Here is a 24,570-nt window from a genome sequence, read left to right as displayed (position 1 = left end):
ATTACCGGTAATTATCGCTCAATAGGGCATTTTCGCTGATGTTACGCATTCGCAAATGCTGCGATGTTGCACATGGAAAAGTTCCTAACTCACGATTATAGCGACTTTTTTGCCACAAAGCAGGAGGAATTTTCTTCGGAGTAAGGACTTTGTAAGCTTGCAACATGTTTCTTTTTATTTTTGCAAGTCGAGCCATCCGTCTTGATACCACGTATGCATGGCTTCGATCACGTCGATTGAGGCTGCACGTACTGCCTCTCCATCAAGCTGTCGCTGGTCCGCCAGCGTCGACAGCGTCGTCTTGTCCTGTCGGCCGACTGCAAATGATTCTCCGTTGATGAATACATGTTTGCCTCGGTACAGCATACGGGTGCGGCGCGACAATGCAATGCCGCGTTTGGTTGCGAGCTGTTCGAAGCGCTTGAAGGTAAGGGGCTTTTCTGGCGGATTGAAAAATACATTGATTTTCGGTTCCGACAAATATTCGCCGAGAAATATCGTCATGTCTTCGTCGGTGAATTTTACTTTCGATAGTTCAAACGTAATCTGTGCCAGCATTGCGCGACTGATCTCGGCCGGGCGCTTGTTCAATTTCAATTCCGGGTCGGCGTAACGCCCGGGTAAATCGATCGAATCAACCATGAATTGCAAAAACGCCTCACCGAGTTCCTGATAGGCCGGGGCGCGAAATCCGATGGAGTAGGTCATGCATTCGCCGATGGCGATGCCATCGTGCGCATAATGCGGCGGAAGATAGAGCATGTCGCCAGGTTCCAGCAGGAATTCCTGCTCTGGTTCGAAATTTTTCAGTATCTTCAGCGGCATGCCTTCAATCAGCGATAAATCCTTTTGCGCGCTGATACGCCAACGACGTTGTCCGTGCGCCTGTAACAAAAACACATCGTACGAGTCAAAATGGGGGCCGACGCCGCCAGCATCGGTCGCATAGCTGATCATCAGGTCGTCGAGTCGTGCATCCGGAATGAAGCGGAACTGCTGCATCAATGCACTGATTGCATCGTCATGCAAATTGACGCCTTGCACCAGCAAGGTCCATGCATCTTTCTTGACTGATGGAAGTTTTTCGAAGGGGCCGTTTTGCATTTGCCAGTGTTGATTGAAATGCGTGACGAGTCGGGACTCCACTTCATCATTTGCCGCCAGTTGAAATAATGCGTCGCGCGGCAAGAGGGGTTTGAATTCCGGAAATGCGCCGCGTATCAAAAGCGGCTTTTTATGCCAATAGTCGTGCAGAAATTGCTGCGGTGAGATATTGCCGAGGAGAGTGAGTTTTTTCATTGCGACATTATATAAGTTCGTGCCTTGTCATAAACATCCAAAAACGATCGCCCGAGATTCATTGCAGATCATTTTCGAAGTACGCTGCGTCAATGTGTGGTGAGGTTGAATGCAGGTGCTGGCAGGTATAATTCGATTGACAACCTAGGAAAGGAAGCACCATGAAGATTGCCAAAAATACGGTAGTGACATTGCATTACAAATTGTCGGATGCTCAGGGCAATCTGATCGAAGAAAGCCGTGAACCGATGGTCTATCTGCACGGTGGCTACGAAAATACGCTGCCGAAGATTGAAGAGGCGCTGGAGGGCAAGGATACTGGCTACGAAACAACGATCCAGGTTGAGCCGGAAGATGCGTTCGGTGAATATGATGCAAGTCTTGTGAAGATCGAGCCGCGCAATCGCTTGCCGGAGCCGCTTGAAGTGGGCATGCAATTCGAGGGCACGCCGGATGGCGGAGACGAAGGCGAAGAGTCGCTGATCTTCACTGTCACTGAAATTGCAGACGATAAGGTCGTACTCGATGGCAATCATCCATTGGCAGGCATGGCATTACGCTTCAACTTGAATGTGGCTGATGTACGTACGGCGACGGATGAAGAGATTGCACATGAGCATGTGCATGGTCCGCACGGTCACCATCACGATGATTTGGATGATGATGCGGGTGACCACTTTCGAAGCCATCCGATTCACTGATTCGCAGGTGCGGTAGCGACGGTCTTGGTACCGACGCTACCGTAATGCGGGTGATTGAATGCCATGCTTCGTTTCGGCAGAATCGTCCGCCAGGGAAAACAAGCTTGGAGAGGATGGGCTGACATTGAATTTCAGCCACGAATTGCCGAGTTCGAGCGTGCCCAGATTCCCTGTCCACAGAATTTTCGCCGACTCATGTGGGGCGGCGATGGCTTGATTGTGGATAATCAGCACCTGTCCAGCGAATTTTGCTGCAAGTGCTGTGATTTGTTTTCTTGTTTCGGCGAATCCATCACGTTTGCCATTCGGACGAACCGGCTTGGATAGCGGGTCCCCATCACAAAACAAGACAATGCCATTCAATTTTCTGCGCGACGCATAGTTGAAGACGCGTTGCAGCCAGTCTTTATTCGCAACAAGTCGATCTTCGAATTCGCTGTTGCGACCTGCCTCCGATGAATAATGGTTATTGTTGCCGGGAAGATTTACTGTCGCGAACATCGCATTGCCGAATTCCCATCGAGCGTTTTCCCCATAGCTGCGGAACTTTGCGATCGTTGATTGACGCAGCAGCGGAATCCGGCTGCCCCCCATGGAAAACTCATCGCTGAAGAATATCTCTCGCAGCCGGTTCAATCTTTCCATTGCAGATGATTTGCCGTTCGCGTTCTTGCATTCGGTCCAGTCGCTCGCGGCAAGCGAAACAATCAGACCATTCCTGGCCCCATCCAGCAGTGACTTGCGACGGTTATATATCCGGTCGCTGCAAGGTTCGGATGCGGCCTTGATACCGTTTGAAACGACAAAAGCGAGGTTCAATTCGTCGGTGTCATTGAGTGCTTCGCGCAGCACCGTCTCGTCGGAATCTTCCTTGGACGACGGCGCAATCACGGCGAAGCTGAAGTCCTTGGAATCAGCACATGCCGGCAATGCGGCGAGTGCAACACCGAACGCAAGCAGGTATCGCAGGAATGGGTTCTTCATCTTATTGCTGATTGGCCAGGCTCTTCAGACGATAGAGCGCATCGAGTGCTTCACGCGGCGACAATGCATCGGGATCGATTGCCGATAGCGCATTGGCCACTTCTGTGGCGGCATCGCCAATTTGGGGTTCATCGGACTCCGGTTCCGGTGCCGGCATGCTGCTGGCGAACAGGTCGAATTGCGGCGTCGCCTGGACGGAATGCGCTTCCAGGGCCGCGAGGTGCTTGCGGGCTGCGCGGATAACCGGCTGCGGTACCCCCGCCAATTGCGCAACTTGCAAACCGTAGCTTTGGGAGGCCGGACCGGATTGCACGGCGTGCAGAAACACGATGCTGTCCTTGTGCTCGACAGCGGAAAGATGCACGTTGGCCGCCGCCTTGTATGTGTCAGGCAGTTGGGTCAATTCAAAATAGTGTGTCGCGAACAGCGTGAAGCTGCGGGTGGTTTCGATCAGATGTCGCGCGATCGCCCACGCGAGCGCCAGGCCATCGAAGGTCGATGTGCCGCGCCCGACCTCATCCATCAGGACCAGTGAATGCTCGGTCGCGCCATTCAGGATCGCCGCCGATTCCGTCATCTCCACCATGAACGTCGAACGTCCGCCCGCCAGATCGTCGGCTGCGCCGATGCGGGTGAAGATGCGGTCGATCGGTCCGATAGCGGCGTTGTCGGCCGGCACAAAGCTGCCGACGTATGCCAGCAATGTGATCAAGGCGGTCTGCCGCATGAATGTCGACTTGCCGCCCATGTTCGGTCCGGTGATCAGTAGCAGTTTGCGTTCGCTGGACAGTTCGCAATCGTTGGCAATGAATCGTTCAATCTGGTTTTCAACCACCGGATGGCGGCCCTGTTCGATCAGGATCGCCGGCTCTGTGACCAGTTGAGGGGCGCGCCAGTTGTAGCGTACGGCATGGTCGGCCAGTGCTACCAGCACATCCAGTTGCGCCATCGCATGCGCGATTGTCTGGAGTATGCCGATGTGCGGCGCGAGCTCATTCAGTACGCTTTCATACAGATGTTTTTCGCGCGTCAAGGCGCGCTCTTGTGCGGAAAGCGCCTTGTCTTCAAATGCCTTCAGTTCGGGGGTAATGTAGCGTTCGGCATTCTTCAAGGTCTGGCGGCGGCGATAATCGTCGGGTACTTTGTCGGTCTGGCCGTGTGTGACTTCAATGTAGAAGCCGTGTACCTTGTTGTACTCGACGCGGAGATTGGCGATGCCGGTGCGTGCTCGTTCGCGGGTTTCCAGATCGACGAGGAACTGCCCTGCATTTTCCGAAAGCGCGCGCAATTCGTCCAGTTCGGCATCGAAACCACGCGCAATCACGCCGCCATCGCGCACCATTGCCGCCGGTTCCAACGCGATCGAACGTTCGATGAGATCAAGACATTCGGCCGGGGTCGATAACGCATCATGAATCTCTTTCAGCAATGGCGCATCGGCATCCTTGTTGCACATATCGACATATGCCCGCAGCGACGGCAGTTGCTGCAATCCGCCGCGCAAGCCCGCCAAGTCGCGCGGGCGCGCCGACAGCAGCGCAATGCGCGTGGTGATGCGCTCGATATCCGGCACCGCGGCCAGCGTGGCGGACAACCCCGAGGCGGCATCGGCACGCATCAGCGCATTGATGGCCACGTGGCGCGCCTTGGCGACGTGCTGGTCGCGCCTGGCATGATGCAGCCAATGGCGCAACAGGCGCGATCCCATCGAGGTGCGGCAATGATCCAGCTGCGAGAAGAGCGTAGGTGATGCGGACGAGCCTTCCTGGCCGCGAATGGTTTCGGTCAGCTCCAGATTGCGACGCGTCGCGGCATCCAGTCCAATGAATTCGTTTTCCGTTTCGACAGCCAGCGTGCGCACATGCTGTAATCCCTTTCCTTGCGTCGCTTGCGCATAGCGCAACAATGCGCCCGTCGCACCAACCGCCGCAGTCAATCCTTCCGCGCCAAAGCCTGTCAGCATCGCGGCGGACAATTGATCCAGCAGCGCCTGTTTGCCGCTGGCAATATCGAAATGCCAATCGGGCACCGACGTTATCCTGCTGGCGGCAGTCCCGGCAAGCATGCCCTGTTCACTCTCCGCGGCAAGGGTTTCCGCGGGGGCGATGCGTTCGAGCTCCTGCTTCAATCGAGCATCGAGCGTTTTCGCATCGCCGGAGAATTCCATCAGCTTCAAGGCACCACTGGCCATGGAAAGCCACGCCAATCCGACGGTCACGGTCTTGCGCTGCGCGACGGTACAAAGCGCGAGCAAGGGGCGTTCGGATTTTTCGGGAAGCAGGTCGGAGTCGGTGAGGGTGCCAGGTGTGACGACCCTTGATACTTTCCGTTCTACCGGCCCTTTGCTGGTCGCCGGGTCGCCGATCTGTTCGCAAATGGCGACCGATTCGCCGAGCTTGATCAGCTTGGCGAGGTATTGTTCGAGCGAATGGAAGGGCACACCAGCCATCTTGATTGGCGAGCCGTTGGAATTACCGCGCTGCGTCAGCGTGATGCCGATGAGCCGTGCGGCTTTCTCGGCGTCGTCGAAAAACAGTTCGTAGAAATCGCCCATCCGGTAGAACACCAGTGTGGTCGGATAGTCTGCCTTGATGCGAAGGTATTGCTGCATCATCGGAGTATGTTTCTCCAATGATGCGTGAGCGCGAGGCAGCCCCTCGCCGGTTTCCGGTTTCAACGCAGGTTTCAAAGCCATCCCAGCCCTTCTAGATTGGATGCATCGCGTTGACTTTGATGAGGAGGATTTCAGGCAACGCCGATGCAGCGAAATATTTTATACCCGGCACGATGCGCCGTATTCGCCGGCGGTGGAGCAATCTGTCAGTCAAAGGACAGGCTCCACCTCTTCGTGTGCCAGACGCCAGATGTGCGCTGGCACAGGCGACAAGCAAGAAAACTATCTGCCTCGTCCGCCCGAGCGATGCGGCGCAGCGGGTTTGCCGGCAGGCCGGCTTGTTTGCTGGGTTTTTGACCTGGGGGGGCGGCCGTTCGTATGCGGATGGTTGCCGCTGCGGAGCTGGATCGGTTGAGGGCGGGCGTCGGGATCCGGTTCGAATCCGACGATGACCTCGCGCGGCAATGTGCGCTTGATCAGTTTCTCGATGTCTTTCAACAGGTCATGCTCATCGACGCACACCAGCGAGACCGCTTCGCCTGTCGCGCCGGCACGGCCGGTGCGGCCGATACGATGGACATAATCTTCCGGCACGTTCGGCAAGTCGTAGTTGACGACATGCGGCAGCAAGTCGATGTCGATTCCGCGTGCCGCAATGTCGGTCGCAACCAGCACCTGCAAGCTACCATCCTTGAATTCGGAAAGTGCCCGCGTACGTGCCGCCTGACTCTTGTTGCCGTGAATGGCGAGCGCCGAAATGGTTTCCTTGCCGAGTTGTTCGACCAGTTTGTTGGCGCCATGCTTGGTGCGGGTGAAGACGAGCACTTGCGGCCACTGACGCTCCTTGATCAGGTGACTGAGGAGCGAATGCTTGCGATTGCGGTCCACCGGATGCACTTTTTGCGTGATCACTTCGACGGTGGAATTGCGGCGCGCTACCTCGATCACGGCAGGAGCATCAAGCAAACTTTCCGCCAAGGCCTTGATGTCATCGGAGAACGTTGCGGAGAACAGCAGGTTTTGCCGCTTCGGCGGCAATACGGCGAGGACGCGGCGAATATCCCTGATGAAGCCCATGTCGAGCATGCGATCTGCTTCGTCGAGAACCAGGATTTCAATTCTGGTGAGATCGACGGTGCCTTGCTGCATGTGATCGAGCAGGCGGCCCGGGGTGGCGACCAGAATATCGACGCCGTGCTTCAGCAGCTTGATCTGCGGATTGAAGCCGACGCCGCCGAAGACAACTGCGGAGGTCAGTTTCAGGTACTTGCCATAAACGCGCACACTTTCTTCGACCTGGGCGGCTAGTTCGCGCGTCGGGGTCAGGATGAGTGCACGTATCGGCCGGCTTGCTCCTGCCGTGGCGGCAGTGCGCGCTGCAAGTCGATGCAGAATCGGGAGGGTGAAGCCGGCGGTCTTGCCGGTACCGGTTTGCGCTCCGGCGAGCAGATCGCCGCCCGCCAATACTGCAGGAATGGCTTGGGTTTGAATCGGGGTGGGAGTGGTGTATCCCTGTTCGCGAACAGCGCGAACGATTTCTTCGGCAAGGCCGAGGCTGTTAAAAGGCATGAATAATCAATCGAAAAATATTCGCCCGCCGTTATCGAGGGCGTGAGCCGCGGGCAGGCGAATGTGCACTCGGAAAATTACCGAAAGGTGCGGTTGAGAGGTTGGTGTGTAAAGTCGCGCGTGCAATGACGGCATTGCACGTTGCTACGCAATACGTGTCGTTGCTTATTTTGCAAATGGCGCAAGCAGCGCCACCATCTGGGCAAAGATTTTCGGCGATCCCGCGATGACATCGCCCTTGTACAGATAGTCCGATTCGCCGGCGAAGGTTCCCATGATGCCGCCGGCTTCGGTGATGAGAAGCGAGCCTGCCGCCATGTCCCACGGTTGCAGACCTTTTTCGAAGAAACCGTCCAGGCGACCGGCGGCGACGTAGGCGAGATCAAGTGCTGCAGCACCCGGACGGCGCAGGCCTGCGGTTCTCTCCGTCATGACGCGGAACATTTGCAGGTATTCCTCCAGCCCTTCCATGTCGCGAAACGGAAAGCCGGTGCCGACGAGCGCATCTGCCACCTTGTCGCGGCGTCCTACCCGAATGCGCTTATCATTCAGGTATGCACCGGCCCCCTTGGTAGCGGTGAACAAGTCATTGCGGGTGGGGTCGTACACGACCGCTTGTGTGATCTGGCCGCGCTGCTGCAGTGCGATCGATACGCAGTATTGTGGAAATCCGTGGATGAAATTGGTCGTGCCGTCGAGCGGATCGATGATCCAGACGTTTTCGTTTTCATCATGCAGGTTGGCGGATGGGCCCGATTCCTCGGCCAGGATTGCATGATCGGGATAGGCGTTTTTCAGAATCTCGATGATGGCCATTTCGGCGGCCTGATCGACTTCGGTGACAAAATCGTTATGGCGCTTCTGGGTGACCTTCACGCGTTCGATGTCGAACGAAGCACGATTGATGATCGAGGCGGCGCGACGAGCTGCCTTCACCGCCGTGTTGAGCATGGGATGCATGAAAATTCCGTTAAAATCGCGGCACCGTTGCGTACCGCACGGAACCACATGAGATGAATTAATGAGCGATGCGGCAGGTCTGGCCGAACAGTCAGTTTGCCGCGCAATGACGCTATTTTAAATGAACCAGTCGCAATCCAGTATTTCTCTTTTCAAACGCCTGCGTTTCGTGCTGATTGAAACAAGCCATCCGGGCAACATTGGCGCGGTCGCGCGTGCGATGAAAACCATGGGGTTTTCCGAACTCGTACTGGTCAATCCGCGCTTTCCAGATGTGTTGGGACATGCCGAAGCGATTGCCTTTGCGAGCGGTGCACAAGATATCTTGAATTCGGCACGCATCGTTGGATCTGTCGACGATGCGCTCGCCGGGTGCAACTATGCGGCAGCCTTGACGGCAAGACTGCGCGAATTCTCGCCGCCGGTACTGGCACCGCGCGCCTTGGCGATGCAACTTGCCGCTGCACCGAACCTGAATGCAGCCTTGATTTTCGGAAATGAACGTTACGGCTTGGCCAATGACGTCGTTGAAAAATGTAATGTCCTGATCAACATCCCCGCGAATCCCGACTATTCATCGCTCAATCTTGCACAAGCGGTTCAAGTGCTGGCGTATGAATGCCGGGTGGCTGCCGCGGGCGACGTCGTGCCGGTGTCGCCAATCGGATTTCAAGGAGAGATGGCAGAAATGGCACAGATCGACGGCATGTATGCGCATGTGGAGCAGGCGCTGGTGGTGATTGAATTTTTGGATCCTGCGAATCCGAAAAAATTGATGCCTAGACTTAAACGGCTGTTCTCACGAACGCAATTGGAAACCGAGGAAGTGAATATCCTGAGAGGGATTGCAACGCAGATATTGCGCAAATGCCATCGATAGCCAGTTGCTAGTGCCCGCAATTGGATTGGATGATATTCCGTCCGGACATTGTTTTGATCGTTCGTCAAATGTGGTCCGACAACGCACGAGAAGTTGTCACGTGCGTCCTTCCGTGCATCAGCCCCAGGCGCGCAACAAACCAACCGCCAATCCTTCCAGTGCAAAACCGTCACGTTCCTCTTCCACGCGAATGGGCTCGAAGTCCGGATTTTCCGGTAAAAGTTCAATGAGCGATCCCGTTTTCTTGAATCGCTTTACCGTGACGTCATCGCCAATGCGTGCGACAACGATTTGCCCGTTCTTTGCCGAATCGATTTTCTTGACTGCAAGCAAATCTCCATCAAGGATGCCGACATCTCGCATCGACAATCCACGCACCTTGAGCAGGTAATCCGGCTTGGCCGAAAACAGGGAGGGATCAACGTTGTATGTCGTTTCGATATGCTCCTGAGCGAGGATCGGCGAGCCCGCAGCCACACGGCCAACCAGCGGCAGACTCAACTGCATCAGATGCGGATGGGGGAGGGCCATCTGCGTGCCAACCCGGCTCGGTACATCCCCCGATGCCATGTCTCGCAATCGGATCCCGCGCGAAGTACCTGGGGAAATCTCGATCGCTCCTTTTCTTGCCAATGCCTGCAAATGTTCCTCCGCTGCGTTTGCCGACCGGAAGCCGAGTTCGGCAGCGATTTCGGCTCGGGTTGGGGGGAAACCGGTGTTATCGATTGCTTCCCTGATTAGGCGGAGAATTTGTTCCTGGCGGGCTGTGAGTTTGATCATGGCTGCTTGTTTGATGGGCAAGAATGGCTGGTCATAAAGACAGTCTGTATTTTTATACAGTATTCGTATTATTGCAAGCGGCTGGCAGCAAATACTGCGCGGTGATATGCATGTCGGGTAAGGCTTTGAAACAATTGAATTTTCGCTGTTTTCAGGTTATCATTTTCGGCTTTCCTCTTCCCACACTCGTCTTGACGCCGAGGTGGGCAATTTGTTATCCGTCCATAAGGAGATTACATGCGTCATTATGAAATCGTGTTTATCGTGCATCCCGACCAGAGCGAGCAAGTTCCGGCGATGATCGAGCGTTACAAGGGCATCGTCACCGCGCGCGGTGGCAATATGCACCGTGTCGAAGACTGGGGTCGTCGCCAGATGGCTTACATGATCCAGAAACTGGCCAAGGCGCACTATGTGTGCCTGAATATCGAATGCGACAGCGAAACTCTCGCCGAAATCGAAACCGGCTTCAAGTTCAATGATGCCGTTTTGCGCCATCTCACCGTGAAGATGAAGAAGGCGGAAACAGCGCCGTCGCCGATGATGAAGGCTGTGCAGAAGGAAGATGCCGCCAAGAGTCAGCGTACCGAGGCAGCTGCCGCGTAATTTTGCGACGCATTAGCGACGAAGGAGCGTGAATCAGCTGAAGTTTGTTGCCTGCATTGCCGAGCGCGACGCGTTGCGCTACACCCCGGCAGGCATCCCGATCGTGTCGGCAAAGTTGCTGCACAGTTCGGAGCAAGTGGAAGCAGGTGTGTCCCGGTTGGTTGAATTTGAAGTCGCTGCGGTTGCCGCAGGCGAAATTTCAGGAAGATTCAATCAGGCTGAATTGGGTTCGACATGCTGGTTCACAGGATTCCTGGCACGCAAGAATCGCAACAGCAAAAGCCTCGTGTTCCACGTTACGGATTTCGAGGCATATTCACCAGATCACTAGATACAGGAGCCAAAAATGGCATTCGGTAAAAAATTCGACAAGAGCAAACTCAAGCAAAGACGTCAACAGCAAAATCCGCTGTTCAAGCGCAAGAAATTCTGCCGCTTCACCGCAGCACACGTTGCGCAGGTTGACTACAAGGACATCGACACCCTGAAGGACTTCGTTCAGGAAAATGGCAAGATCATGCCGGCACGCCTGACCGGCACCAAGGCAATCTATCAGCGTCAAGTCGACACCGCGATCAAGCGCGCACGCTACCTCGCGTTGCTGCCGTACACCGATCTGCACAACGCGTAATTGACGGCGGAAATAGGAGAAAAACATGCAAGTCATTCTGTTGGAAAAAGTCGTTAATCTCGGCAATCTTGGTGAAGTCGTGAAGGTCAAGGATGGTTACGCCCGTAACTTCCTGATCCCGCAACGCAAGGCGCGCCGCGCTACCGCAGCGGCTGTGGCCGAATTCGAAGCGAAGCGCGCAGAACTCGAAAAGGCTGCGGCCGAGAAGCTGGGTGCGGCACAGGCTCAAGGCGAAAAACTGAGCGGCCAGACTGTGAAGATCGGTCAAAAAGCTGGTGTTGACGGCCGTCTGTTCGGTTCTGTCACGAACTTCGATATCGCTGTTGCGCTGACCAAGCAAGGCTTCCCGGTTGAGAAGGCCCAGGTCCGCATGCCGCAAGGCCCGTTGAAGATTGTTGGCGATCACGCTGTTTCCGTTGCTCTGCATACGGACGTCGTGGTGGATGTCACGGTTGCGGTGTTCGGCGAGCAGGCGTAACAAGTAGTAATAATCAGTTGCATGAAAAAAGCCGGGTTCGCCCGGCTTTTTTCATGCGCGTGCGAAAGTTCGCATTCGTGGTGAAGTGGGCGCTCGGCACGCAAGCCGAGGCGAGTCCTGCATGGGAGGGTTTCTCCAGCAGGGGAGTTGGCGCTAACGTTGCAGGCTCGTCCGGTGCGGGCACGTGTGCGCTTGCAAAAATTGGCGGGGATTCGGACGGCATGGGGCAGGGGCTTCGCGAGGCATGCGCCGCGTCTGCGGGACAGGATTGCCTTGCATGGCAATGCTTCATTCGTTTACTGAGTTCTGTCCGATTTGCGAGCTACGGTGCATTCTGCAAGGACGCACCGTTAAGGAGCTGCGCGGCGATGCCATGCGAAACTTATGGCTCTTTCCGCGCCGCCTGCATTCACTATCCCGCTTGCGTTCGGAATGCGCGTGCAAGCTGTGACTATTCCATTCATGCAAACGGACTTGCTCTAATGTCCGGATGCAGCCGCACCTTTCTTCGGTTTGGTCAGCCAGACCAGTCCCGTCAGCGCAAAGAACGCAAAGCCGCAGTAGACGAAAAATTCGTTGGTGGCGAGCATGTAACTCTGTGCATTGAGCATGCGCTCGACGACTGCGTAAGTCTGTTGCATCGACAGGCCGCTGGCGCGGAGGGTATTGAGGTAATCGTTGCTGGCCGGTGAGTACTGCGTGATGTTTTCGGCAAGGCGTGCATGGTGACTGGTGGCGAGATGTTCCCACGCGGTGATGCTGATTGCGGTACCCATCGCGGCTCCCAGGGTGCGCAGAAAATTGGACAGTCCGGATGCTGCTGCCATCCGATCCGGCGTGATGTTGGACAGCATCAAGGATTGCACCGGCATGAAGAAGCAGGCCATTCCTATCCCTTGCACCAGACGCGGATTGACGATATCCCAGAAGCCGACTTCCAGTGAAAGCAGGCTGTTCCACAATGACACGCCGCCCATCACGATGAATGAGAAGGTTGCCAGCGCACGCAGGTTCAGGCTGGCGATATTCCTGCCGATCAGCGGTGAGAGTATCAGCGTGAAGATGCCGACCGGCGCCATCGCCATGCCAGCCTGTGCCGACGTGTATCCCATCACCGCTTGCAGCCACAAGGGGAAGATCACGACCGAGCCGAAATATGTCATGAAGCCGACCGACAGCAGGATCACGCCATAGCGGAAATTGATGTCCTTGAAGAGTTGCAGATCGACGACGGGCTGGCGCGAGGTCAAGACCCAGGCGATGAAAAAGGTGAGCGCGACTGCGGCGATCACGCCCAGCGAAACGATCAAAGGTGAGGCGAACCAGTCATGATCCTTGCCGATTTCCAGCATCAATTGCAGGCTGCCGATGCCGACCACCATCAGCGCGAGGCCGGTGATGTCGAGCGGAATCTTTTCGGTGACGGAATCGCGCTTGCGCATCAGTGTCCAGATCGTGATGGCACCGAACAAGCCGATCGGGATATTGATCAGGAAAATCCAGGACCAATGATAGTTGTCACTGATATAGCCGCCCAGGAGCGGGCCGCAGATCGGCGCGAGGATGACGGTCATCGCCCATAGACCCAGAGCCGCGCCGCGCTTCTCGGGCGGAAAATTGCGCACCAACAGTGTCTGCGATAGAGGCACCATCGGCCCCGACACCAGGCCTTGCAGCAGGCGACATATCACCAGCATCGGCAGGTTGACCGAGAATGCGGCCAGCGCCGACATCAGCGTGAACGCGAGCACCGATACCACGAACAGCTTCACTTCGCCGACCCGCCGCGCAAGCCATCCGGTCAGCGGCACCGCGATGGCGGCGGCAACCGAATAGGCGCTGATGATCCAGGTGCCCTGGCTGGTCGAGACGCCGAGCGAGCCTGCGATGGTGGGTATCGACACGTTGGCGATCGTGATATCCAGGATCTCCATGAAGGTCGACAAGGCCGCCGCGACGGTAAGCAGGAACAGCGCGGGGCCCTTGAGCGGTGCCGGCGTTTGCGGCGCCACCGCCGGGTGGCTGTCGTTTGCGGCTTGGGCTTGCATCCGGATCTCTTATTTCAGGTTGGCGGCGATGATGGCGTCGATGCGCATCTTTGCCTTTGCATCGTTTTCGTCGGCGGCGGCAGAGTGCGCCGCCAGCGTCGCGGCGTGGCTTCCACCAGCGCCGACGGGGGCACCAGTCTGGTCGTGCATATCCACCCTGGCGGTCATCGACAGGCCGACGCGCAGCGGATGCTCCGCAAGTTGCTTGGGATTGAGCGCGATCCGCACCGGTACGCGCTGCACGACCTTGATCCAGTTGCCGGTGGCGTTTTGCGCCGGCAGCAGCGCGAACGCGGAACCGGTGCCTGCGGCCAGACCGATGACCTTGCCGTGGTACTCGACCTTGCTGCCGTACAGATCGGAAACCAGGGTCACAGGCTGGCCGATGCGCATGTCGCGCAACTGCGATTCCTTGAAGTTGGCATCGACCCACACCTGGTCGAGCGGCACGATGGCCATGAGAGGTGCGCCGGGATTGATGCGCTGTCCGACCTGCACGCTGCGCTTGGCGATCTCGCCGCCAACCGGTGCGTAGAGGGTGGAGCGCGATTGCGTCAGTATCACTTCCTGCAGACGGGCGGCGGCGCGCTGGACGTTGGGATGCCTGGCGACGGTGGTGCCTTCGGTCAATGCGCGACCCGATGCCAATTGTTCGGTCGCGGCGGCGACGGCGGCTTTGGCTGCCGTGACGGCAATCTCGGCATGGCGGATTTCTTCGCCCGAGACGGCACCGGAGCCGATCAGGGTTTTGCGCCGGGAGAGGTCGTCCTGCGCGCGCACCAGTTCCGTCTCGCGCAATGCGAGATTGGCACCGGCTTGCGCCTGCGAAGCGTACAGCGTGCGCACTTCACGCACTGTTTGCGCCAATTGCGCTTCTGCCTGTGCGACTGCCACATCGGCATCCGCCATGTCGAGGCTGATCAGGCGTTGGCCGGCCTTCACCACGTCCGTGTCGTCGACATGGATTTTCGCGACCGTGCCGGTGACTTGCGGTGTTACCTGGATCACGTTGCCTTGCACATAGGCGTTCTCGGTTTCTTCCGAAAAGCGCGCGACGACGGTCCAGTACACACCATATGCGATGCCGGCGAGAATGAAGAGCGCTGCGATCGTGAGCAGAATCTTCTTGCGTTGCGGCGATCCGGAGGCGGACTTGATCGGGGTCGGGGCGCTGGCGTGCGTATTGGCAGCGGCATTGGTCATTGTGGCCATGATTTCTCCATGAATCCGGGTTTAGTGTTGTGTCTTGCCGCTTGTGTGCGCAGGCTGTGCGTCATTGAAGCCGCCGCCGAGTGTGCGCACCAGTGCGACTTGCACGTCGTGACGCTTGGCTTTGATATCGACCGCCGCGCGGCGCTGAAGCAGCAGCTGGGTCTCCACTGTCAGCACGGTGAGGTAGGGCGAGAGCCCGGCGCGATAGCGCAGCATGGCAAGCCGGTGGGCTTCCTCGGCAGACGCCAGCGCGTCGCGCACCGCATCCTCTTCGCGCGATAGCGAGGCCGCCCGCGTCAGTTGTTCTGCCACTTCCTGTGCTGCCGTGACGATGGACTGGTTATATTGCGTGATCGCGCCATCGAGGTCCGCCGTCTTGATCGCATAGTTGGCGCGCAAGCGCCCGCCGTCGAATACCGGCAAATGGATCGCCGGGCCGAAACTGCTCATCAGGCTGCCCGCCGACAGCAGCTTGTCGAGGCCGACGGACTGGAATCCGGCCAGCGCGTTCAGGCTGATGTTCGGGTAAAACTGCGCCTTGGCGGCATCGGCGTCGCCCGTCGCGGCGGCAATGCGGGCGCGTTGCGCAGCCAGTTCCGGGCGGCGCGCCAGCAGGTCCAGTTGCAGATTCTTCGGGACGAAGAATGGCGCGCTGCCAAGCGCCGGACGGCCGATCTGTTGCGCAGCATTCGGCATGTCACCCGCCAGCGCCGCGAGTTGCAGGCGCGTGATGTCGATTTGCATTGCGATCTGCGTCAGATCCGCCCGCAACGCGGCTTCATTCGTTTCGTTCTGTTTGAGTTCCACGCGGGTATCGAGCCCGTTGGCGACGCGCTGAGTGGTCAGCTTGCGAATGGCTTCGCGCTGTTTCTGCGTTGCCAGCAGCACGTCCTGCAGTTCGAAATGCGCCGCCAGTTGAACATAGGCGCGGGCAATCGAGGTGGCGAGCGCGAGTTGCGCCGCATCGCGGTCGAAACCGGCGGCCTTCACCTGCGCTTCGGCGGTGCGGATCAGGGCGTCGTTCTTGCCCCAGAAATCCAGGTCGTAGCCGAAGTTCAGTGCCGCCAGCCCCTGGCTCACCCATTCGCCGCCGGTGCCGAGAGGCGGCCTGGGAACCATATGGTTTTCCGACTGGCGTCCGTACGTGGCTTCGGCGGTGGCATTCAATTGCGGCGCGGTCGCCGCCTGGTTCAGGGAAACCGCGGCCTGTGCGCGTGCGATGCGGGTGCGCGCGGTGGCGAGGCTGGGGCTGTTCTCGATCGCGTGCCGAATCAGCGCGTCCAGTTGCGGGTCGCCATAGACGCTCCACCAGTCTTCTCGCGGCCACGCATCCTGTGTCCGGTCGAGGCCGCCTGGCGTTGAAAGCGCGACAGGGGCGGATGGTATCGCGGCGGGGACAATGCCTTGAAAACTTGCGCATCCTGCAAGCAGCACCGCGACAGCGGTCGTCGGCAGCGAGCACGCCGTGCGGCGCATGCATTTGGTGACGAATGAGCTCATGGTTCTCTGTATTGTTTTATTGAATGGCATGCTCAGGCGTTGGCGATCATGCGCAGCAGGAAGCCCTTGAACTGGGCGATTTCCTCCGGCGAGAATCCGCGCAAATGGTGGTTCAGCGCATTGATGGCGACCTGCGTCATCTGGTCGGCCCGATGCTTGCCTTTTGCTGTCAGTTCGACTTGCACGACGCGCCGGTCGGCGGAGCTGCGGGTGCGTTGCACGAAGCCTTTTTCCTCGAGCCGGTCTAGCGTGCGGGTAATGGCACCGGTATCGGCCATCAGTTCGCGCGCCAGGTCGGCCGCCGTATTGGCCGGGCCGTGCAGCAGCTTCAGGAAAATGCCGAGTTGCGCATGCGTCATGTCGTATTCGGCCAAGGCGCGGTCGATCATGCTGATGAGCTGGTTGCCGACACGTTTCAGCAGAAAGCCGATGCTTTGTTCAGGCGAATAATTCTTCAAAGTGTAGGGTTCGGACATGATTGTGTTGTCTCTAGGAATTATTTAAAATTTAACTGTCTAGTCAGTAATTGTCAAGTCAGTGATATACAATTGCGGGATAGAAAAACCCCAAAAACCCATTCTGAATATTCCCGGCCGTCCAATTCTGTTGCATTGGGTGAGCAGGTTATAATGCGCGCCATGAACAACCGCACCGATCCGCAACTGGACGCACTTCGCATCCCGCCTCACTCGATTGAAGCGGAGCAATCCGTACTGGGGGGCTTGCTGCTGGACAATGCGGCTTGGGACCGCATTGCCGACTTCGTCACCGAAGACGATTTCTATCGGTACGATCACCGCGTGATCTTTCAGCACATCGTCAAGCTGATCAACAACACCAGGCCGGCCGACGTCATCACCGTGTTTGAAGCGCTGTCCAGCACCGGCAAGGCGGAAGAGGTGGGCGGTTTGTCCTATCTGAATGCGCTGGCGCAAAACACGCCATCCGCCGCGAACATCCGCCGCTATGCCGAGATCGTGCGCGACCGCGGCGTGTTGCGGAAGCTGATCACGGTCTCGGACGAGATTTCAGGACAGGCCTTCAATCCGCAGGGCAAGGAAGTCAAGCAGCTGCTGGACGAAGCCGAATCGAAAATCTTCGCCATCGCGGAAGATGGCGCGCGTGGCGCGCAAGGCTTCCAGGCGATCCAGCCCCTGCTGACGCAAGTCGTCGAACGCATCGACGAGCTGTACAGCCGCGACAACCAGAACGACATCACCGGTGTGCCGACCGGCTTCATCGACCTCGATCGCATGACATCCGGTTTGCAGCCGGGCGACCTGGTCATCGTCGCGGGCCGGCCGTCGATGGGTAAAACCGCTTTCTCATTGAATATCGGCGAGAACGTCGCGATCGAGAGCGGCTTGCCGGTTGCAGTCTTCTCGATGGAAATGGGCGGCACGCAGCTCGCGATGCGTATGCTGGGCTCCGTCGGACGCCTTGATCAAAGCCGTCTGCGCGTAGGCAAGCTGAACGATGAAGACTGGCCGCGCCTGACGCATGCGATTCAGAAGATGAACGAGGCACAACTCTACATCGATGAAACGCCGGCCTTGAGCCCGATCGAACTGCGCGCCCGTGCGCGCCGGCTGTCGCGCCAGTGCGGCAAACTGGGCCTCATCATCATCGACTACTTGCAGCTGATGTCGGGCAATGGTTCGGGTGAAAACCGCGCGACCGAAATCTCGGAAATTTCGCGGAACCTGAAAGGCCTGGCGAAGGAATTGCATTGCCCCGTGATCGCGCTGTCGCAGCTGAACCGTTCGCTGGAACAGCGTCCCAACAAGCGCCCGGTCATGTCGGACTTGCGCGAATCGGGTGCGATCGAACAGGATGCCGACGTTATTCTGTTCATCTACCGTGACCAGGTGTACAACCCGGATTCGCCGGACAAGGGCACGGCCGAAATCATCATTGGCAAGCAGCGTAACGGCCCGATCGGTTCCGTGCGCCTGACCTTCCTCGGCGAATACACGAAGTTCGACAACTTCACCGGTGGCCAGGCGATCTTCGGCGGCGAGTAAGGCCTTCGCCACCCGCCATCGGGAGACATGATGTTTGCCAGTGCGGTGCATGATGCTTTGTGCGCGGGGCTGCTGTGCGTTAACGGAATTCAACGGAATTTGAAGCATTAACTTTGAGAGAGACCAATCATGTTTGGACGATTGATGCCCACCGAGGGCAAGTTTTTTGAGCTGTTCATTCAGCACGGCGATCTGTGCGTCAAGGGCGCAAAGGAGATGGTCGCACTGATGACGAATTTCGATGATCTGGAAAATCGCGTGCATGCGATCGAAAGCATCGAAAAGCAGGCTGACAAGGTGACGTATAACACGCTGGATATGCTGCACAAGACGTTCATCACGCCGCTCGACCGCGATGATATCCACCAGCTGATCACGCGCATGGATGACATCCTCGATCTGCTCGAAGATGCGGCGCAGACCATTTCGCTGTACGACATCAAGGCGATCACGCCGGAAGCCAAGCGGTTGGCGGAGTTGTGCCTTGGATGCACGGAGAAGGTGAGGGCGGCGGTCGGCTTGCTGCACAACATGGACAATTCAAGCCAGATCCTCGCGATCTGCGAGGAAATCGACCGTCTGGAATCGGACGCGGATCACGTCATGCGCGCGGCCATGTCCAAGCTGTTCCGCGACGAGCCGGACGTGCGCAACCTGATCAAGCTGAAGGCGATCTACGAAATTCTGGAAACGGTGACTGACCGCTGCGAGGATGTGGCCAACATCATCGAAGGCATCATCGTGGAAAATGCATAAGGCCGGACAACGCACCTGACTCCCGGCAGCAGCGGCAGCCTGTTCGCATGAATCGTCGACAGGCCGGCTGCGCGATTCGCGTAGTGTGCGCATTTCTTGCCGTATCTTGAATTGATACCAAACCAATAACACTCATGCAAACCCTGCAGATAAGCATTTATGTCCTTGCGCTCCTGATTGCGCTGGCCCTGCTGTTCGATTTCATGAACGGCTTCCATGACGCCGCGAATGCGATTGCGACCGTGGTATCGACCGGCGTGCTGCGGCCCCAGACGGCGGTGGCGATGGCGGCCTTCTTCAACGTCGTCGCGATTTTCTTCTTCCAGCTGAAAGTCGCCACAACCGTCGGCAAAGGCACCATCGAACCCTCGGTGGTCGATCACTATGTGGTGTTCGGCGCATTGGTCGGCGCAATTTTCTGGAACGTGGTGACCTGGTATTACGGTATTCCATCCTCCTCGTCGCACGCGCTGATCGGCGGCCTGGTCGGGGCCGCGGTTGCCAAGGCAGGTACCGGATCGCTGATTTCCAGCGGCCTGATCAAGACCATCTCGTTCATCATTCTGTCACCGCTGCTCGGGTTCGTGTTCGGCTCCATCATGATGGTATTGGTGTCGTGGATATTCATCCGCTCCACGCCGCGGCGGGTCGACAAGTGGTTCCGCCGCATGCAGCTGGTGTCTGCCTCGATGTACAGCCTCGGACACGGCGGCAACGATGCGCAGAAGACGATGGGCATCATCTGGATGCTGCTGATTGCGGCGGGTCATTCGACGGCGGAAGAGCATCTGCCGTGGTGGGTCATCATCAGTTGCTATGCGGCGATCGGGCTGGGCACCTTGTTCGGCGGCTGGCGCATCGTCAAGACGATGGGGCAGAAGATCACCAAGCTCAAGCCGGTTGGCGGCTTCTGCGCGGAGACGGGCGGCGCGATCACGCTGTTCCTCGCGACCGCGCTCGGCATCCCGGTTTCCACCACGCACACGATCACCGGCGCGATCGTCGGCGTCGGCTCGTCGCGGAAGATGTCGGCGGTGCGTTGGGGCATTGCGGGCAACATTGTGTGGGCATGGGTGCTGACCATCCCGGCATCGGCATTCGTCGCCGCGATTGCATGGTGGATCGGCACGAAAATCCTGTAGCTGCCAGACAGCGAACATGAAAAAGGCGCGCAGTTGATGAAGTTCAACTGCGCGCCTTGTCTTTTGGCGACTTGCCTTCGGCAATTCAATGCGCCATCAGAATCGGCAGTGTCATCGATTCAAGGATGGTGCGCGTGGCACCACCCACCAGCACTTCCCTGAAGCGCGAGTGGCCGTAGCACCCCATCACCATCAAATCCGAATCGAGCGTGGCGGCAAGCGACAGCAGCGCATTGCCGATGTCGGTCTTGGTCGTCTCTACCTTCACCTCGACGTCCACGCCGTGACGTCCGAGAAAATGCGACAGGCTGCTTCCGGGCTGTTCGTCCAGGCCTTGCAGTTGGGATTCGGCATTGAATATCGCCGCGTGGACGACCGCAGCGCGCTTGAGGAATGGCAATGCGCACACGACTGCCCGCCTCGATTCCGCGCTCGCATTCCACGCGATCAGCACCTTGTTGCCCACGGCCCGGGCCGGTGTCGCGTAGGGGACCACCAGTGCCGGACAGCCTGAATGCATCACCACGGATTCCGGCAGGTCGGACGGTGCAATCGCGGCCGGCTCTTCACGATCCGGCTGCCCCAGGACGAGCAGGTCGCAATAGCGTGCCTGCATGCTGATGCCGCCGACCGCTTCGTCATCGATCAGCCGCTTTTCGACGGACATGACATTGGAGCGCTGTGCGATGCGCTCGAACTTTTCCAGTGTCGCTTCCGCACGCTGCCGCAAGGTCTCGATGAATGGCGTGATGCCGGGGTCGGTCGGACTGGTCGCCATGGTTTCGTAGATAAACTTCGACACGCCTGTCATCGCTGCGCCGATGAGATGCGCATTTTCGGCTGCCGCGATGGCCGACGCAATCTCGATGCGCGCATCGGCATGCCTGGATTCATCCACCTGCACGAGAATGGTTTTGTAAGACATGTTGTCGCTCCTCTCGCGGAATCAACATCACGAAGAAACAGTCGCATTCAACAGCATCCAGTCACTGCACACTATCAGGATAGACAGCCGCACCCGCTTTATCCAGCGATATGCAAGATGTGTGATCTGAAACAGTTGTCAGGATTTGATTCGCGGCAATCAAGGCGATGCATCGCGACTCGGCATTTCGTCACCGGCGATTTTTCGCATCCTCCGGTAAGATGACAGCCGCGGCAGCTATCTTGGCCGCAACGTTCTCAGGGCGGGGTGAAACTCCCCACCGGCGGTAATTGCGTGAAAGGCGCATAGCCCGCGAGCGCTTGCTGTTCACAACGGCAAGGTCAGCAGACCCGGTGCGATCCCGGGGCCGACGGTATAGTCCGGATGAAAGAGGACGGGATTCCCTTTGCATGGCCACGCCAGACGTGTGCCATCGCAGTCCCGTGCGCCCTATTTATCTTTTCGACAAATAGGAGCAACAAGAATGACTTACTCTCAAACAGGTATCTCGCCGGCGCGCATTGCCTTCGTCCAGTCGGGCTGGCATCGCGAGATCGTCGATCGGTGCCGCCTTTCATTTCTGGCCGAAATGGGGAAGCGCGGCTTTTCGGAGGCGGATATCGACTTCTTCGAAGTGACGGGCGCTTTCGAAATTCCGCTGCACGCGAAGCTGTTGGCGAAGACGGGAAAGTATGCTGCCGTTGTCGCCGCAGGACTGGTAGTGGATGGCGGCATCTATCGCCATGAATTCGTCGCGCAAGCCGTCATCACGGCGCTCATGCAGGTGCAACTGGAAACGGAGGTGCCGGTGATTTCGGCCGTGCTCACGCCGCATCATTTTCATTCCCATGCGGAGCATCAGCAATTCTTCCTTGAGCATTTCGTGGTGAAGGGCGCGGAAGCCGCAACAGCGTGCGCCGATACGCTGGCAAAGGTGCGGCAGTTGAAACGCATGGCCGGAAATCCTGCGCGAGGCGATGCCGTCAACGCCGTTGAGCCTGCCGCGAATGCGGAGGCGAGGCCGGTCCTGGTTTAGGCCGGGAATGCGATGCCCGTAGCGCAGACGACCGCGCCGATTGCCGCCGCTTTCGCATCGCGCTACGGGACCACCTGCAGCACGCCTTCCATTCCTCTTTCCCGGTGGTTCTTGAACAGCAGCAGGCGGCTTCGGCAGTAGTAGGGATAGTTGCCGGCGGTGGTGGGCGTGAAGGCGATCCTGCGGGGCTCGCCGCCCAGTTCCTCATCGACCGCGATGCCGGCTTGCGGCGCATCGATCACAAATGTGTGCGGGACGATGCCCGGACTCTTTGCGACAAAAAGTTCCACGGGGATGCCTGACTTGACGATCACGTGTTGCGGCTTGAAAAAATATTCGCCGCCGACGATGCGCACGCGCTGCACGCCATCGCTGTCCACGCGAGCCTCGATCATTTCCGGCAGTGCATCGGCGTCGGCGCGCAAGGACCCGCACAGGCCTGCGTACAGGCTGATGGCGAGAATCGGCAAGGACTTTTTCATTGTCGCGGCTCGGCGAAGGCTGTCTGGAAGGGCTTACAAGGCGCCCAGAAAATCGTTCTTGCCGAGCTCTACCCCGTTGTGTCGAAGAATCGCGTAAGCCGTGGCCACATGAAAATAGAAGTTGGCATAGACGAAGTTGTGCAGGTATTGCTGGCCGGGCATCGATACGGCATTTCCCCGAAGCTGCAAGGTGATCGTCCGTTGCTCGGATCCGTCGATCTGTTCCGGACGGAAGGTGTTGAGATAGTCGATGGTCTTGCGGATGCGTTCCTTGAGTTCCGGAAAGCTCGCTTCGTTATCTTCGTAGCGTGGCGGCTTCATGTCTGCAAGACGGGCCGCGCATCCCTTGGCGGTATCGGACGCGATGCGGATCTGGCTCGCCAGCGGCAGCATGTCGGGATAGAGACGGCTGTTGATCAGGACTGCCGGATCGATCTTGTTCGCCTCCGCATGGGCGACCGCCTTGTCGAGAATGCCATCGAGGTTGTCCAACATGCGGACGAGGATGGGGACGGATGCCGTGTACATGGATAGGGACATGCTGAAATCTCCTCAATGTGAGTGAATGGCGAGAGTTTTGGCGAGAGTTTGTTTCATTGTATTGAATCGCAGGCCAAAGGGTGGCCATGGCGCGCTTGCAGTCGGACTTGAGGCAGAAAAATGACCGGTGGTGCTCATCGGGCCGATTCGAGAAGGCGCTTGCGCAATTCCTGCTCCGTGACGTGATCGAATCCGGTATCGGGATCCACCAGCACGAGATTGCAGCAATCCGGCGAGAAGAGCGAGGGCATGTCGTCCATCGCCAGCCAGGGTTCTTCTTCGCGGCCGGCGGCGTGCAGCCATGCGCGGATCTCGGCTTCCCTGACGAACTCTTCCGCGAACATATCGAATTGCGGGGTGACGTCGATGATGCGCCTGGCAATGTCCGGAGAAAAGAAGGAGCGCAGTCCGCGCAAGCTGTAGGCTTCGCGCCATGCGCTTGAGATCACGATGTCTGTACCGGGAAAGTCGCGCAGGAATTTTTCAAATTGGGGGATCAGCACCAAAGGGCCGGTGGCGCGGTTGAATGGATGCAATACGCCGTCGAAATCGAGGAAGAGAATCATCGAGGTGGACCGTATTCAATGGGGAGTAGTTGCCTCGGCACTATCGCGCAGGCACCTGCAAGACTTGAGTAATTGACACATATCAGCCTTGCGTGTCCTTGCCTGCCTAAAATGATTTTAGTGCGTTGTTCAGGGAGCGCTGCTGCCTGGTGCAGGGCAAGGTTCAATGCACGAATTCCCGCGCGCTTTCGCGCAGCTGAAGATGCATCACCTGTCAGGAGAATCATCATGTCGATCAGTGAATGCAGCAACATCGGCGTCGTCTGCTGCGGGGTGGATGCCACCATCCCGGAAGTGGCCGCGCTGATGCGAAAGTACCACGTGGGCGATGTGATCGTCGTCGAAAACAGGAACGGCGATCGCGTGCCGCTCGGCATCGTGACCGACCGCGATATCGTGATCGAGACTACCGCGCTGCAACTGGACACGAACGTCTTTACCGCCGGGGACATCATGAGCACGCCGATCATCACCGTGCGCGAGGGTGAGGGCTTCATCGAAACCTTGCGCCTCATGCGGCAGCACAAGATACGCCGGATGCCGGTGGTGACGGATGCCGGCACGCTGTACGGGATCGTCACTGCAGACGACGTCATCAACCTGCTGGTGATGGAGCTGTCGCTAATGACGGGCGCGATTGTCGAACAGCCGATAAGGGAAGGGCAGTTGCGAAAGTCGCCGTAAGGCGTCGCCGCCGGCGGAAAACGATGAAACTTCAAGCACTCTTGAGATGCCCATGATCGTGATCACACTCAACAAAATATTTCTCCATTGGCATGGAGTAAGCTTTTCAATCAGCGCCTTGCTCACTTGACCGTGAGTGGCGCATGAGGTCAG

General features: G+C 57.9%; 25 protein-coding genes and 1 riboswitch. Of the genes, 11 read left to right on the top strand and 14 right to left on the bottom strand.

Features of this window, described 5'->3' with window-relative positions; genetic code table 11:
* Nucleotides 1-174: 174 nt before the first annotated feature.
* Nucleotides 175-1,299 (bottom strand): cupin domain-containing protein, encoded by a 1,125-nt coding sequence (locus D3870_RS10920; RefSeq protein ID WP_119739042.1) that lies wholly within the window; start codon nucleotides 1,297-1,299, stop codon nucleotides 175-177.
* Between the two features lie 161 nt (nucleotides 1,300-1,460).
* On the opposite strand from D3870_RS10920, the gene D3870_RS10915 reads away from it, so the two are divergent.
* On the top strand, nucleotides 1,461-2,000 hold the full coding sequence (locus tag D3870_RS10915; RefSeq protein ID WP_119739040.1) for an FKBP-type peptidyl-prolyl cis-trans isomerase: 540 nt from the start codon (nucleotides 1,461-1,463) through the stop codon (nucleotides 1,998-2,000).
* A gap of 36 nt (nucleotides 2,001-2,036) precedes the next feature.
* Here the strand turns inward: D3870_RS10915 and D3870_RS10910 are convergent, their stop codons facing one another.
* The 4 genes from D3870_RS10910 to D3870_RS10895 all read right to left on the bottom strand — a co-directional run bounded on the left by D3870_RS10910 (nucleotide 2,037) and on the right by D3870_RS10895 (nucleotide 8,118).
* Nucleotides 2,037-2,984: a hypothetical protein gene (locus D3870_RS10910; protein ID WP_119739039.1), complete on the bottom strand. Its 948-nt coding sequence runs from the start codon at nucleotides 2,982-2,984 to the stop codon at nucleotides 2,037-2,039.
* A 1-nt stretch (nucleotide 2,985) separates the two neighbouring features.
* The gene (gene mutS / locus D3870_RS10905; RefSeq protein ID WP_119739037.1) at nucleotides 2,986-5,598 is read right to left on the bottom strand and encodes a DNA mismatch repair protein MutS; all 2,613 of its coding nucleotides are present in this window, start codon (nucleotides 5,596-5,598) and stop codon (nucleotides 2,986-2,988) included.
* Between the two features lie 282 nt (nucleotides 5,599-5,880).
* Complete coding sequence (locus D3870_RS10900; RefSeq protein ID WP_119739035.1) at nucleotides 5,881-7,167, bottom strand: DEAD/DEAH box helicase; 1,287 nt, start codon at nucleotides 7,165-7,167, stop codon at nucleotides 5,881-5,883.
* Nucleotides 7,168-7,332: 165 nt separating this feature from the next.
* Nucleotides 7,333-8,118, bottom strand: a complete 786-nt coding sequence (locus D3870_RS10895; protein WP_199710755.1) for an inositol monophosphatase family protein — start codon at nucleotides 8,116-8,118, stop codon at nucleotides 7,333-7,335.
* Between the two features lie 130 nt (nucleotides 8,119-8,248).
* Here D3870_RS10895 and D3870_RS10890 point away from each other — a divergent pair, with 130 nt between their 5' ends.
* A complete protein-coding gene (locus tag D3870_RS10890) occupies nucleotides 8,249-9,007 on the top strand; it encodes an RNA methyltransferase (protein WP_119739033.1) in 759 nt (252 codons plus the stop codon).
* 117 nt (nucleotides 9,008-9,124) lie between these two features.
* Here the strand turns inward: D3870_RS10890 and lexA are convergent, their stop codons facing one another.
* Nucleotides 9,125-9,787: a transcriptional repressor LexA gene (lexA, locus tag D3870_RS10885; RefSeq protein WP_119739031.1), complete on the bottom strand. Its 663-nt coding sequence runs from the start codon at nucleotides 9,785-9,787 to the stop codon at nucleotides 9,125-9,127.
* Nucleotides 9,788-10,024: 237 nt separating this feature from the next.
* Between lexA and rpsF the strand changes: the two genes are divergently transcribed.
* From rpsF to rplI, 4 genes are read left to right on the top strand one after another with little or no spacing between them, the layout of a single operon-like run.
* Entirely contained in the window at nucleotides 10,025-10,393 is a 369-nt protein-coding gene (gene rpsF / locus D3870_RS10880) for a 30S ribosomal protein S6 (RefSeq protein WP_119739029.1), read from the top strand.
* Between the two features lie 28 nt (nucleotides 10,394-10,421).
* Nucleotides 10,422-10,724, top strand: a complete 303-nt coding sequence (priB, locus tag D3870_RS10875) for a primosomal replication protein N (RefSeq protein WP_119739027.1) — start codon at nucleotides 10,422-10,424, stop codon at nucleotides 10,722-10,724.
* Between the two features lie 15 nt (nucleotides 10,725-10,739).
* Nucleotides 10,740-11,024 carry a 30S ribosomal protein S18 gene (rpsR, locus tag D3870_RS10870; RefSeq protein ID WP_119739026.1) on the top strand — a complete coding sequence of 95 codons (285 nt, stop codon included), beginning with the start codon at nucleotides 10,740-10,742 and terminating at the stop codon, nucleotides 11,022-11,024.
* Nucleotides 11,025-11,049: 25 nt separating this feature from the next.
* Nucleotides 11,050-11,502, top strand: coding sequence for a 50S ribosomal protein L9 (gene rplI, locus D3870_RS10865; RefSeq protein ID WP_119739024.1), 453 nt, complete (start codon nucleotides 11,050-11,052; stop codon nucleotides 11,500-11,502).
* Between the two features lie 479 nt (nucleotides 11,503-11,981).
* Here rplI and D3870_RS10860 read toward each other — a convergent pair whose 3' ends face one another.
* Genes D3870_RS10860 through D3870_RS10845 form a run of 4 tightly spaced genes read right to left on the bottom strand, consistent with a single transcriptional unit; the run spans nucleotide 11,982 to nucleotide 16,738 of the window.
* Nucleotides 11,982-13,550, bottom strand: a complete 1,569-nt coding sequence (locus D3870_RS10860; RefSeq protein ID WP_119739022.1) for a DHA2 family efflux MFS transporter permease subunit — start codon at nucleotides 13,548-13,550, stop codon at nucleotides 11,982-11,984.
* Nucleotides 13,551-13,559: 9 nt separating this feature from the next.
* Nucleotides 13,560-14,762 (bottom strand): HlyD/EmrA/EmrK family protein, encoded by a 1,203-nt coding sequence (locus tag D3870_RS10855; protein ID WP_119739020.1) that lies wholly within the window; start codon nucleotides 14,760-14,762, stop codon nucleotides 13,560-13,562.
* A gap of 21 nt (nucleotides 14,763-14,783) precedes the next feature.
* The gene (locus D3870_RS10850) at nucleotides 14,784-16,262 is read right to left on the bottom strand and encodes an efflux transporter outer membrane subunit (RefSeq protein WP_158590430.1); all 1,479 of its coding nucleotides are present in this window, start codon (nucleotides 16,260-16,262) and stop codon (nucleotides 14,784-14,786) included.
* Nucleotides 16,263-16,294: 32 nt separating this feature from the next.
* Complete coding sequence (locus tag D3870_RS10845) at nucleotides 16,295-16,738, bottom strand: MarR family winged helix-turn-helix transcriptional regulator (RefSeq protein ID WP_119739016.1); 444 nt, start codon at nucleotides 16,736-16,738, stop codon at nucleotides 16,295-16,297.
* A gap of 162 nt (nucleotides 16,739-16,900) precedes the next feature.
* Between D3870_RS10845 and D3870_RS10840 the strand changes: the two genes are divergently transcribed.
* From D3870_RS10840 to D3870_RS10830, 3 genes are all read left to right on the top strand, one after another.
* Entirely contained in the window at nucleotides 16,901-18,286 is a 1,386-nt protein-coding gene (locus D3870_RS10840) for a replicative DNA helicase (RefSeq protein ID WP_119741953.1), read from the top strand.
* Between the two features lie 129 nt (nucleotides 18,287-18,415).
* On the top strand, nucleotides 18,416-19,042 hold the full coding sequence (locus tag D3870_RS10835) for a DUF47 domain-containing protein (RefSeq protein ID WP_119739014.1): 627 nt from the start codon (nucleotides 18,416-18,418) through the stop codon (nucleotides 19,040-19,042).
* 134 nt (nucleotides 19,043-19,176) lie between these two features.
* Nucleotides 19,177-20,184 carry an inorganic phosphate transporter gene (locus D3870_RS10830; RefSeq protein WP_119739012.1) on the top strand — a complete coding sequence of 336 codons (1,008 nt, stop codon included), beginning with the start codon at nucleotides 19,177-19,179 and terminating at the stop codon, nucleotides 20,182-20,184.
* 85 nt (nucleotides 20,185-20,269) lie between these two features.
* Here the strand turns inward: D3870_RS10830 and D3870_RS10825 are convergent, their stop codons facing one another.
* The gene (locus tag D3870_RS10825; protein ID WP_119739010.1) at nucleotides 20,270-21,109 is read right to left on the bottom strand and encodes a universal stress protein; all 840 of its coding nucleotides are present in this window, start codon (nucleotides 21,107-21,109) and stop codon (nucleotides 20,270-20,272) included.
* Between the two features lie 249 nt (nucleotides 21,110-21,358).
* Nucleotides 21,359-21,509: riboswitch (FMN riboswitch) on the top strand.
* Between the two features lie 84 nt (nucleotides 21,510-21,593).
* Between D3870_RS10825 and D3870_RS10820 the strand changes: the two genes are divergently transcribed.
* Nucleotides 21,594-22,145, top strand: coding sequence for a 6,7-dimethyl-8-ribityllumazine synthase (locus D3870_RS10820; RefSeq protein ID WP_119739008.1), 552 nt, complete (start codon nucleotides 21,594-21,596; stop codon nucleotides 22,143-22,145).
* A gap of 62 nt (nucleotides 22,146-22,207) precedes the next feature.
* Here D3870_RS10820 and D3870_RS10815 read toward each other — a convergent pair whose 3' ends face one another.
* The 3 genes from D3870_RS10815 to D3870_RS10805 form a co-directional block, all read right to left on the bottom strand.
* On the bottom strand, nucleotides 22,208-22,627 hold the full coding sequence (locus D3870_RS10815) for a quinol oxidase (RefSeq protein ID WP_119739007.1): 420 nt from the start codon (nucleotides 22,625-22,627) through the stop codon (nucleotides 22,208-22,210).
* 33 nt (nucleotides 22,628-22,660) lie between these two features.
* The gene (locus D3870_RS10810; RefSeq protein ID WP_119739005.1) at nucleotides 22,661-23,167 is read right to left on the bottom strand and encodes a DUF1993 domain-containing protein; all 507 of its coding nucleotides are present in this window, start codon (nucleotides 23,165-23,167) and stop codon (nucleotides 22,661-22,663) included.
* Between the two features lie 134 nt (nucleotides 23,168-23,301).
* Nucleotides 23,302-23,733: an HAD domain-containing protein gene (locus D3870_RS10805; RefSeq protein WP_119739003.1), complete on the bottom strand. Its 432-nt coding sequence runs from the start codon at nucleotides 23,731-23,733 to the stop codon at nucleotides 23,302-23,304.
* A gap of 228 nt (nucleotides 23,734-23,961) precedes the next feature.
* On the opposite strand from D3870_RS10805, the gene D3870_RS10800 reads away from it, so the two are divergent.
* Nucleotides 23,962-24,417, top strand: a complete 456-nt coding sequence (locus D3870_RS10800; RefSeq protein ID WP_119739001.1) for a CBS domain-containing protein — start codon at nucleotides 23,962-23,964, stop codon at nucleotides 24,415-24,417.
* Nucleotides 24,418-24,570: the final 153 nt, after the last annotated feature.

This window comes from Noviherbaspirillum cavernae (assembly GCF_003590875.1).
Taxonomy (GTDB): domain Bacteria; phylum Pseudomonadota; class Gammaproteobacteria; order Burkholderiales; family Burkholderiaceae_D; genus Noviherbaspirillum; species Noviherbaspirillum cavernae.
Note: the sequence above shows the minus strand (reverse complement) of the source record. Positions and strands in the feature narration are given on the sequence as shown.

Bases quoted from the DNA above. Each gene is read 5' to 3' on its own strand.
- D3870_RS10825 (WP_119739010.1), bottom strand. From the start codon at position 21,109: ATGTCTTACAAAACCATTCTCGTGCAGGTGGATGAATCCAGGCATGCC.
- D3870_RS10910 (WP_119739039.1), bottom strand. From the start codon at position 2,984: ATGAAGAACCCATTCCTGCGATACCTGCTTGCGTTCGGTGTTGCACTC.
- lexA (WP_119739031.1), bottom strand. From the start codon at position 9,787: ATGATCAAACTCACAGCCCGCCAGGAACAAATTCTCCGCCTAATCAGG.
- D3870_RS10850 (WP_158590430.1), bottom strand. From the start codon at position 16,262: ATGAGCTCATTCGTCACCAAATGCATGCGCCGCACGGCGTGCTCGCTG.
- D3870_RS10820 (WP_119739008.1), top strand. From the start codon at position 21,594: ATGACTTACTCTCAAACAGGTATCTCGCCGGCGCGCATTGCCTTCGTC.
- D3870_RS10900 (WP_119739035.1), bottom strand. From the start codon at position 7,167: ATGCCTTTTAACAGCCTCGGCCTTGCCGAAGAAATCGTTCGCGCTGTT.
- D3870_RS10840 (WP_119741953.1), top strand. From the start codon at position 16,901: ATGAACAACCGCACCGATCCGCAACTGGACGCACTTCGCATCCCGCCT.
- D3870_RS10815 (WP_119739007.1), bottom strand. From the start codon at position 22,627: ATGAAAAAGTCCTTGCCGATTCTCGCCATCAGCCTGTACGCAGGCCTG.
- D3870_RS10895 (WP_199710755.1), bottom strand. From the start codon at position 8,118: ATGCTCAACACGGCGGTGAAGGCAGCTCGTCGCGCCGCCTCGATCATC.
- D3870_RS10845 (WP_119739016.1), bottom strand. From the start codon at position 16,738: ATGTCCGAACCCTACACTTTGAAGAATTATTCGCCTGAACAAAGCATC.
- D3870_RS10830 (WP_119739012.1), top strand. From the start codon at position 19,177: ATGCAAACCCTGCAGATAAGCATTTATGTCCTTGCGCTCCTGATTGCG.
- D3870_RS10800 (WP_119739001.1), top strand. From the start codon at position 23,962: ATGTCGATCAGTGAATGCAGCAACATCGGCGTCGTCTGCTGCGGGGTG.
- rpsR (WP_119739026.1), top strand. From the start codon at position 10,740: ATGGCATTCGGTAAAAAATTCGACAAGAGCAAACTCAAGCAAAGACGT.
- mutS (WP_119739037.1), bottom strand. From the start codon at position 5,598: ATGATGCAGCAATACCTTCGCATCAAGGCAGACTATCCGACCACACTG.
- D3870_RS10920 (WP_119739042.1), bottom strand. From the start codon at position 1,299: ATGAAAAAACTCACTCTCCTCGGCAATATCTCACCGCAGCAATTTCTG.
- D3870_RS10835 (WP_119739014.1), top strand. From the start codon at position 18,416: ATGTTTGGACGATTGATGCCCACCGAGGGCAAGTTTTTTGAGCTGTTC.
- rplI (WP_119739024.1), top strand. From the start codon at position 11,050: ATGCAAGTCATTCTGTTGGAAAAAGTCGTTAATCTCGGCAATCTTGGT.
- D3870_RS10915 (WP_119739040.1), top strand. From the start codon at position 1,461: ATGAAGATTGCCAAAAATACGGTAGTGACATTGCATTACAAATTGTCG.
- D3870_RS10890 (WP_119739033.1), top strand. From the start codon at position 8,249: ATGAACCAGTCGCAATCCAGTATTTCTCTTTTCAAACGCCTGCGTTTC.
- rpsF (WP_119739029.1), top strand. From the start codon at position 10,025: ATGCGTCATTATGAAATCGTGTTTATCGTGCATCCCGACCAGAGCGAG.
- D3870_RS10860 (WP_119739022.1), bottom strand. From the start codon at position 13,550: ATGCAAGCCCAAGCCGCAAACGACAGCCACCCGGCGGTGGCGCCGCAA.
- D3870_RS10805 (WP_119739003.1), bottom strand. From the start codon at position 23,733: ATGATTCTCTTCCTCGATTTCGACGGCGTATTGCATCCATTCAACCGC.
- D3870_RS10855 (WP_119739020.1), bottom strand. From the start codon at position 14,762: ATGGCCACAATGACCAATGCCGCTGCCAATACGCACGCCAGCGCCCCG.
- D3870_RS10810 (WP_119739005.1), bottom strand. From the start codon at position 23,167: ATGTCCCTATCCATGTACACGGCATCCGTCCCCATCCTCGTCCGCATG.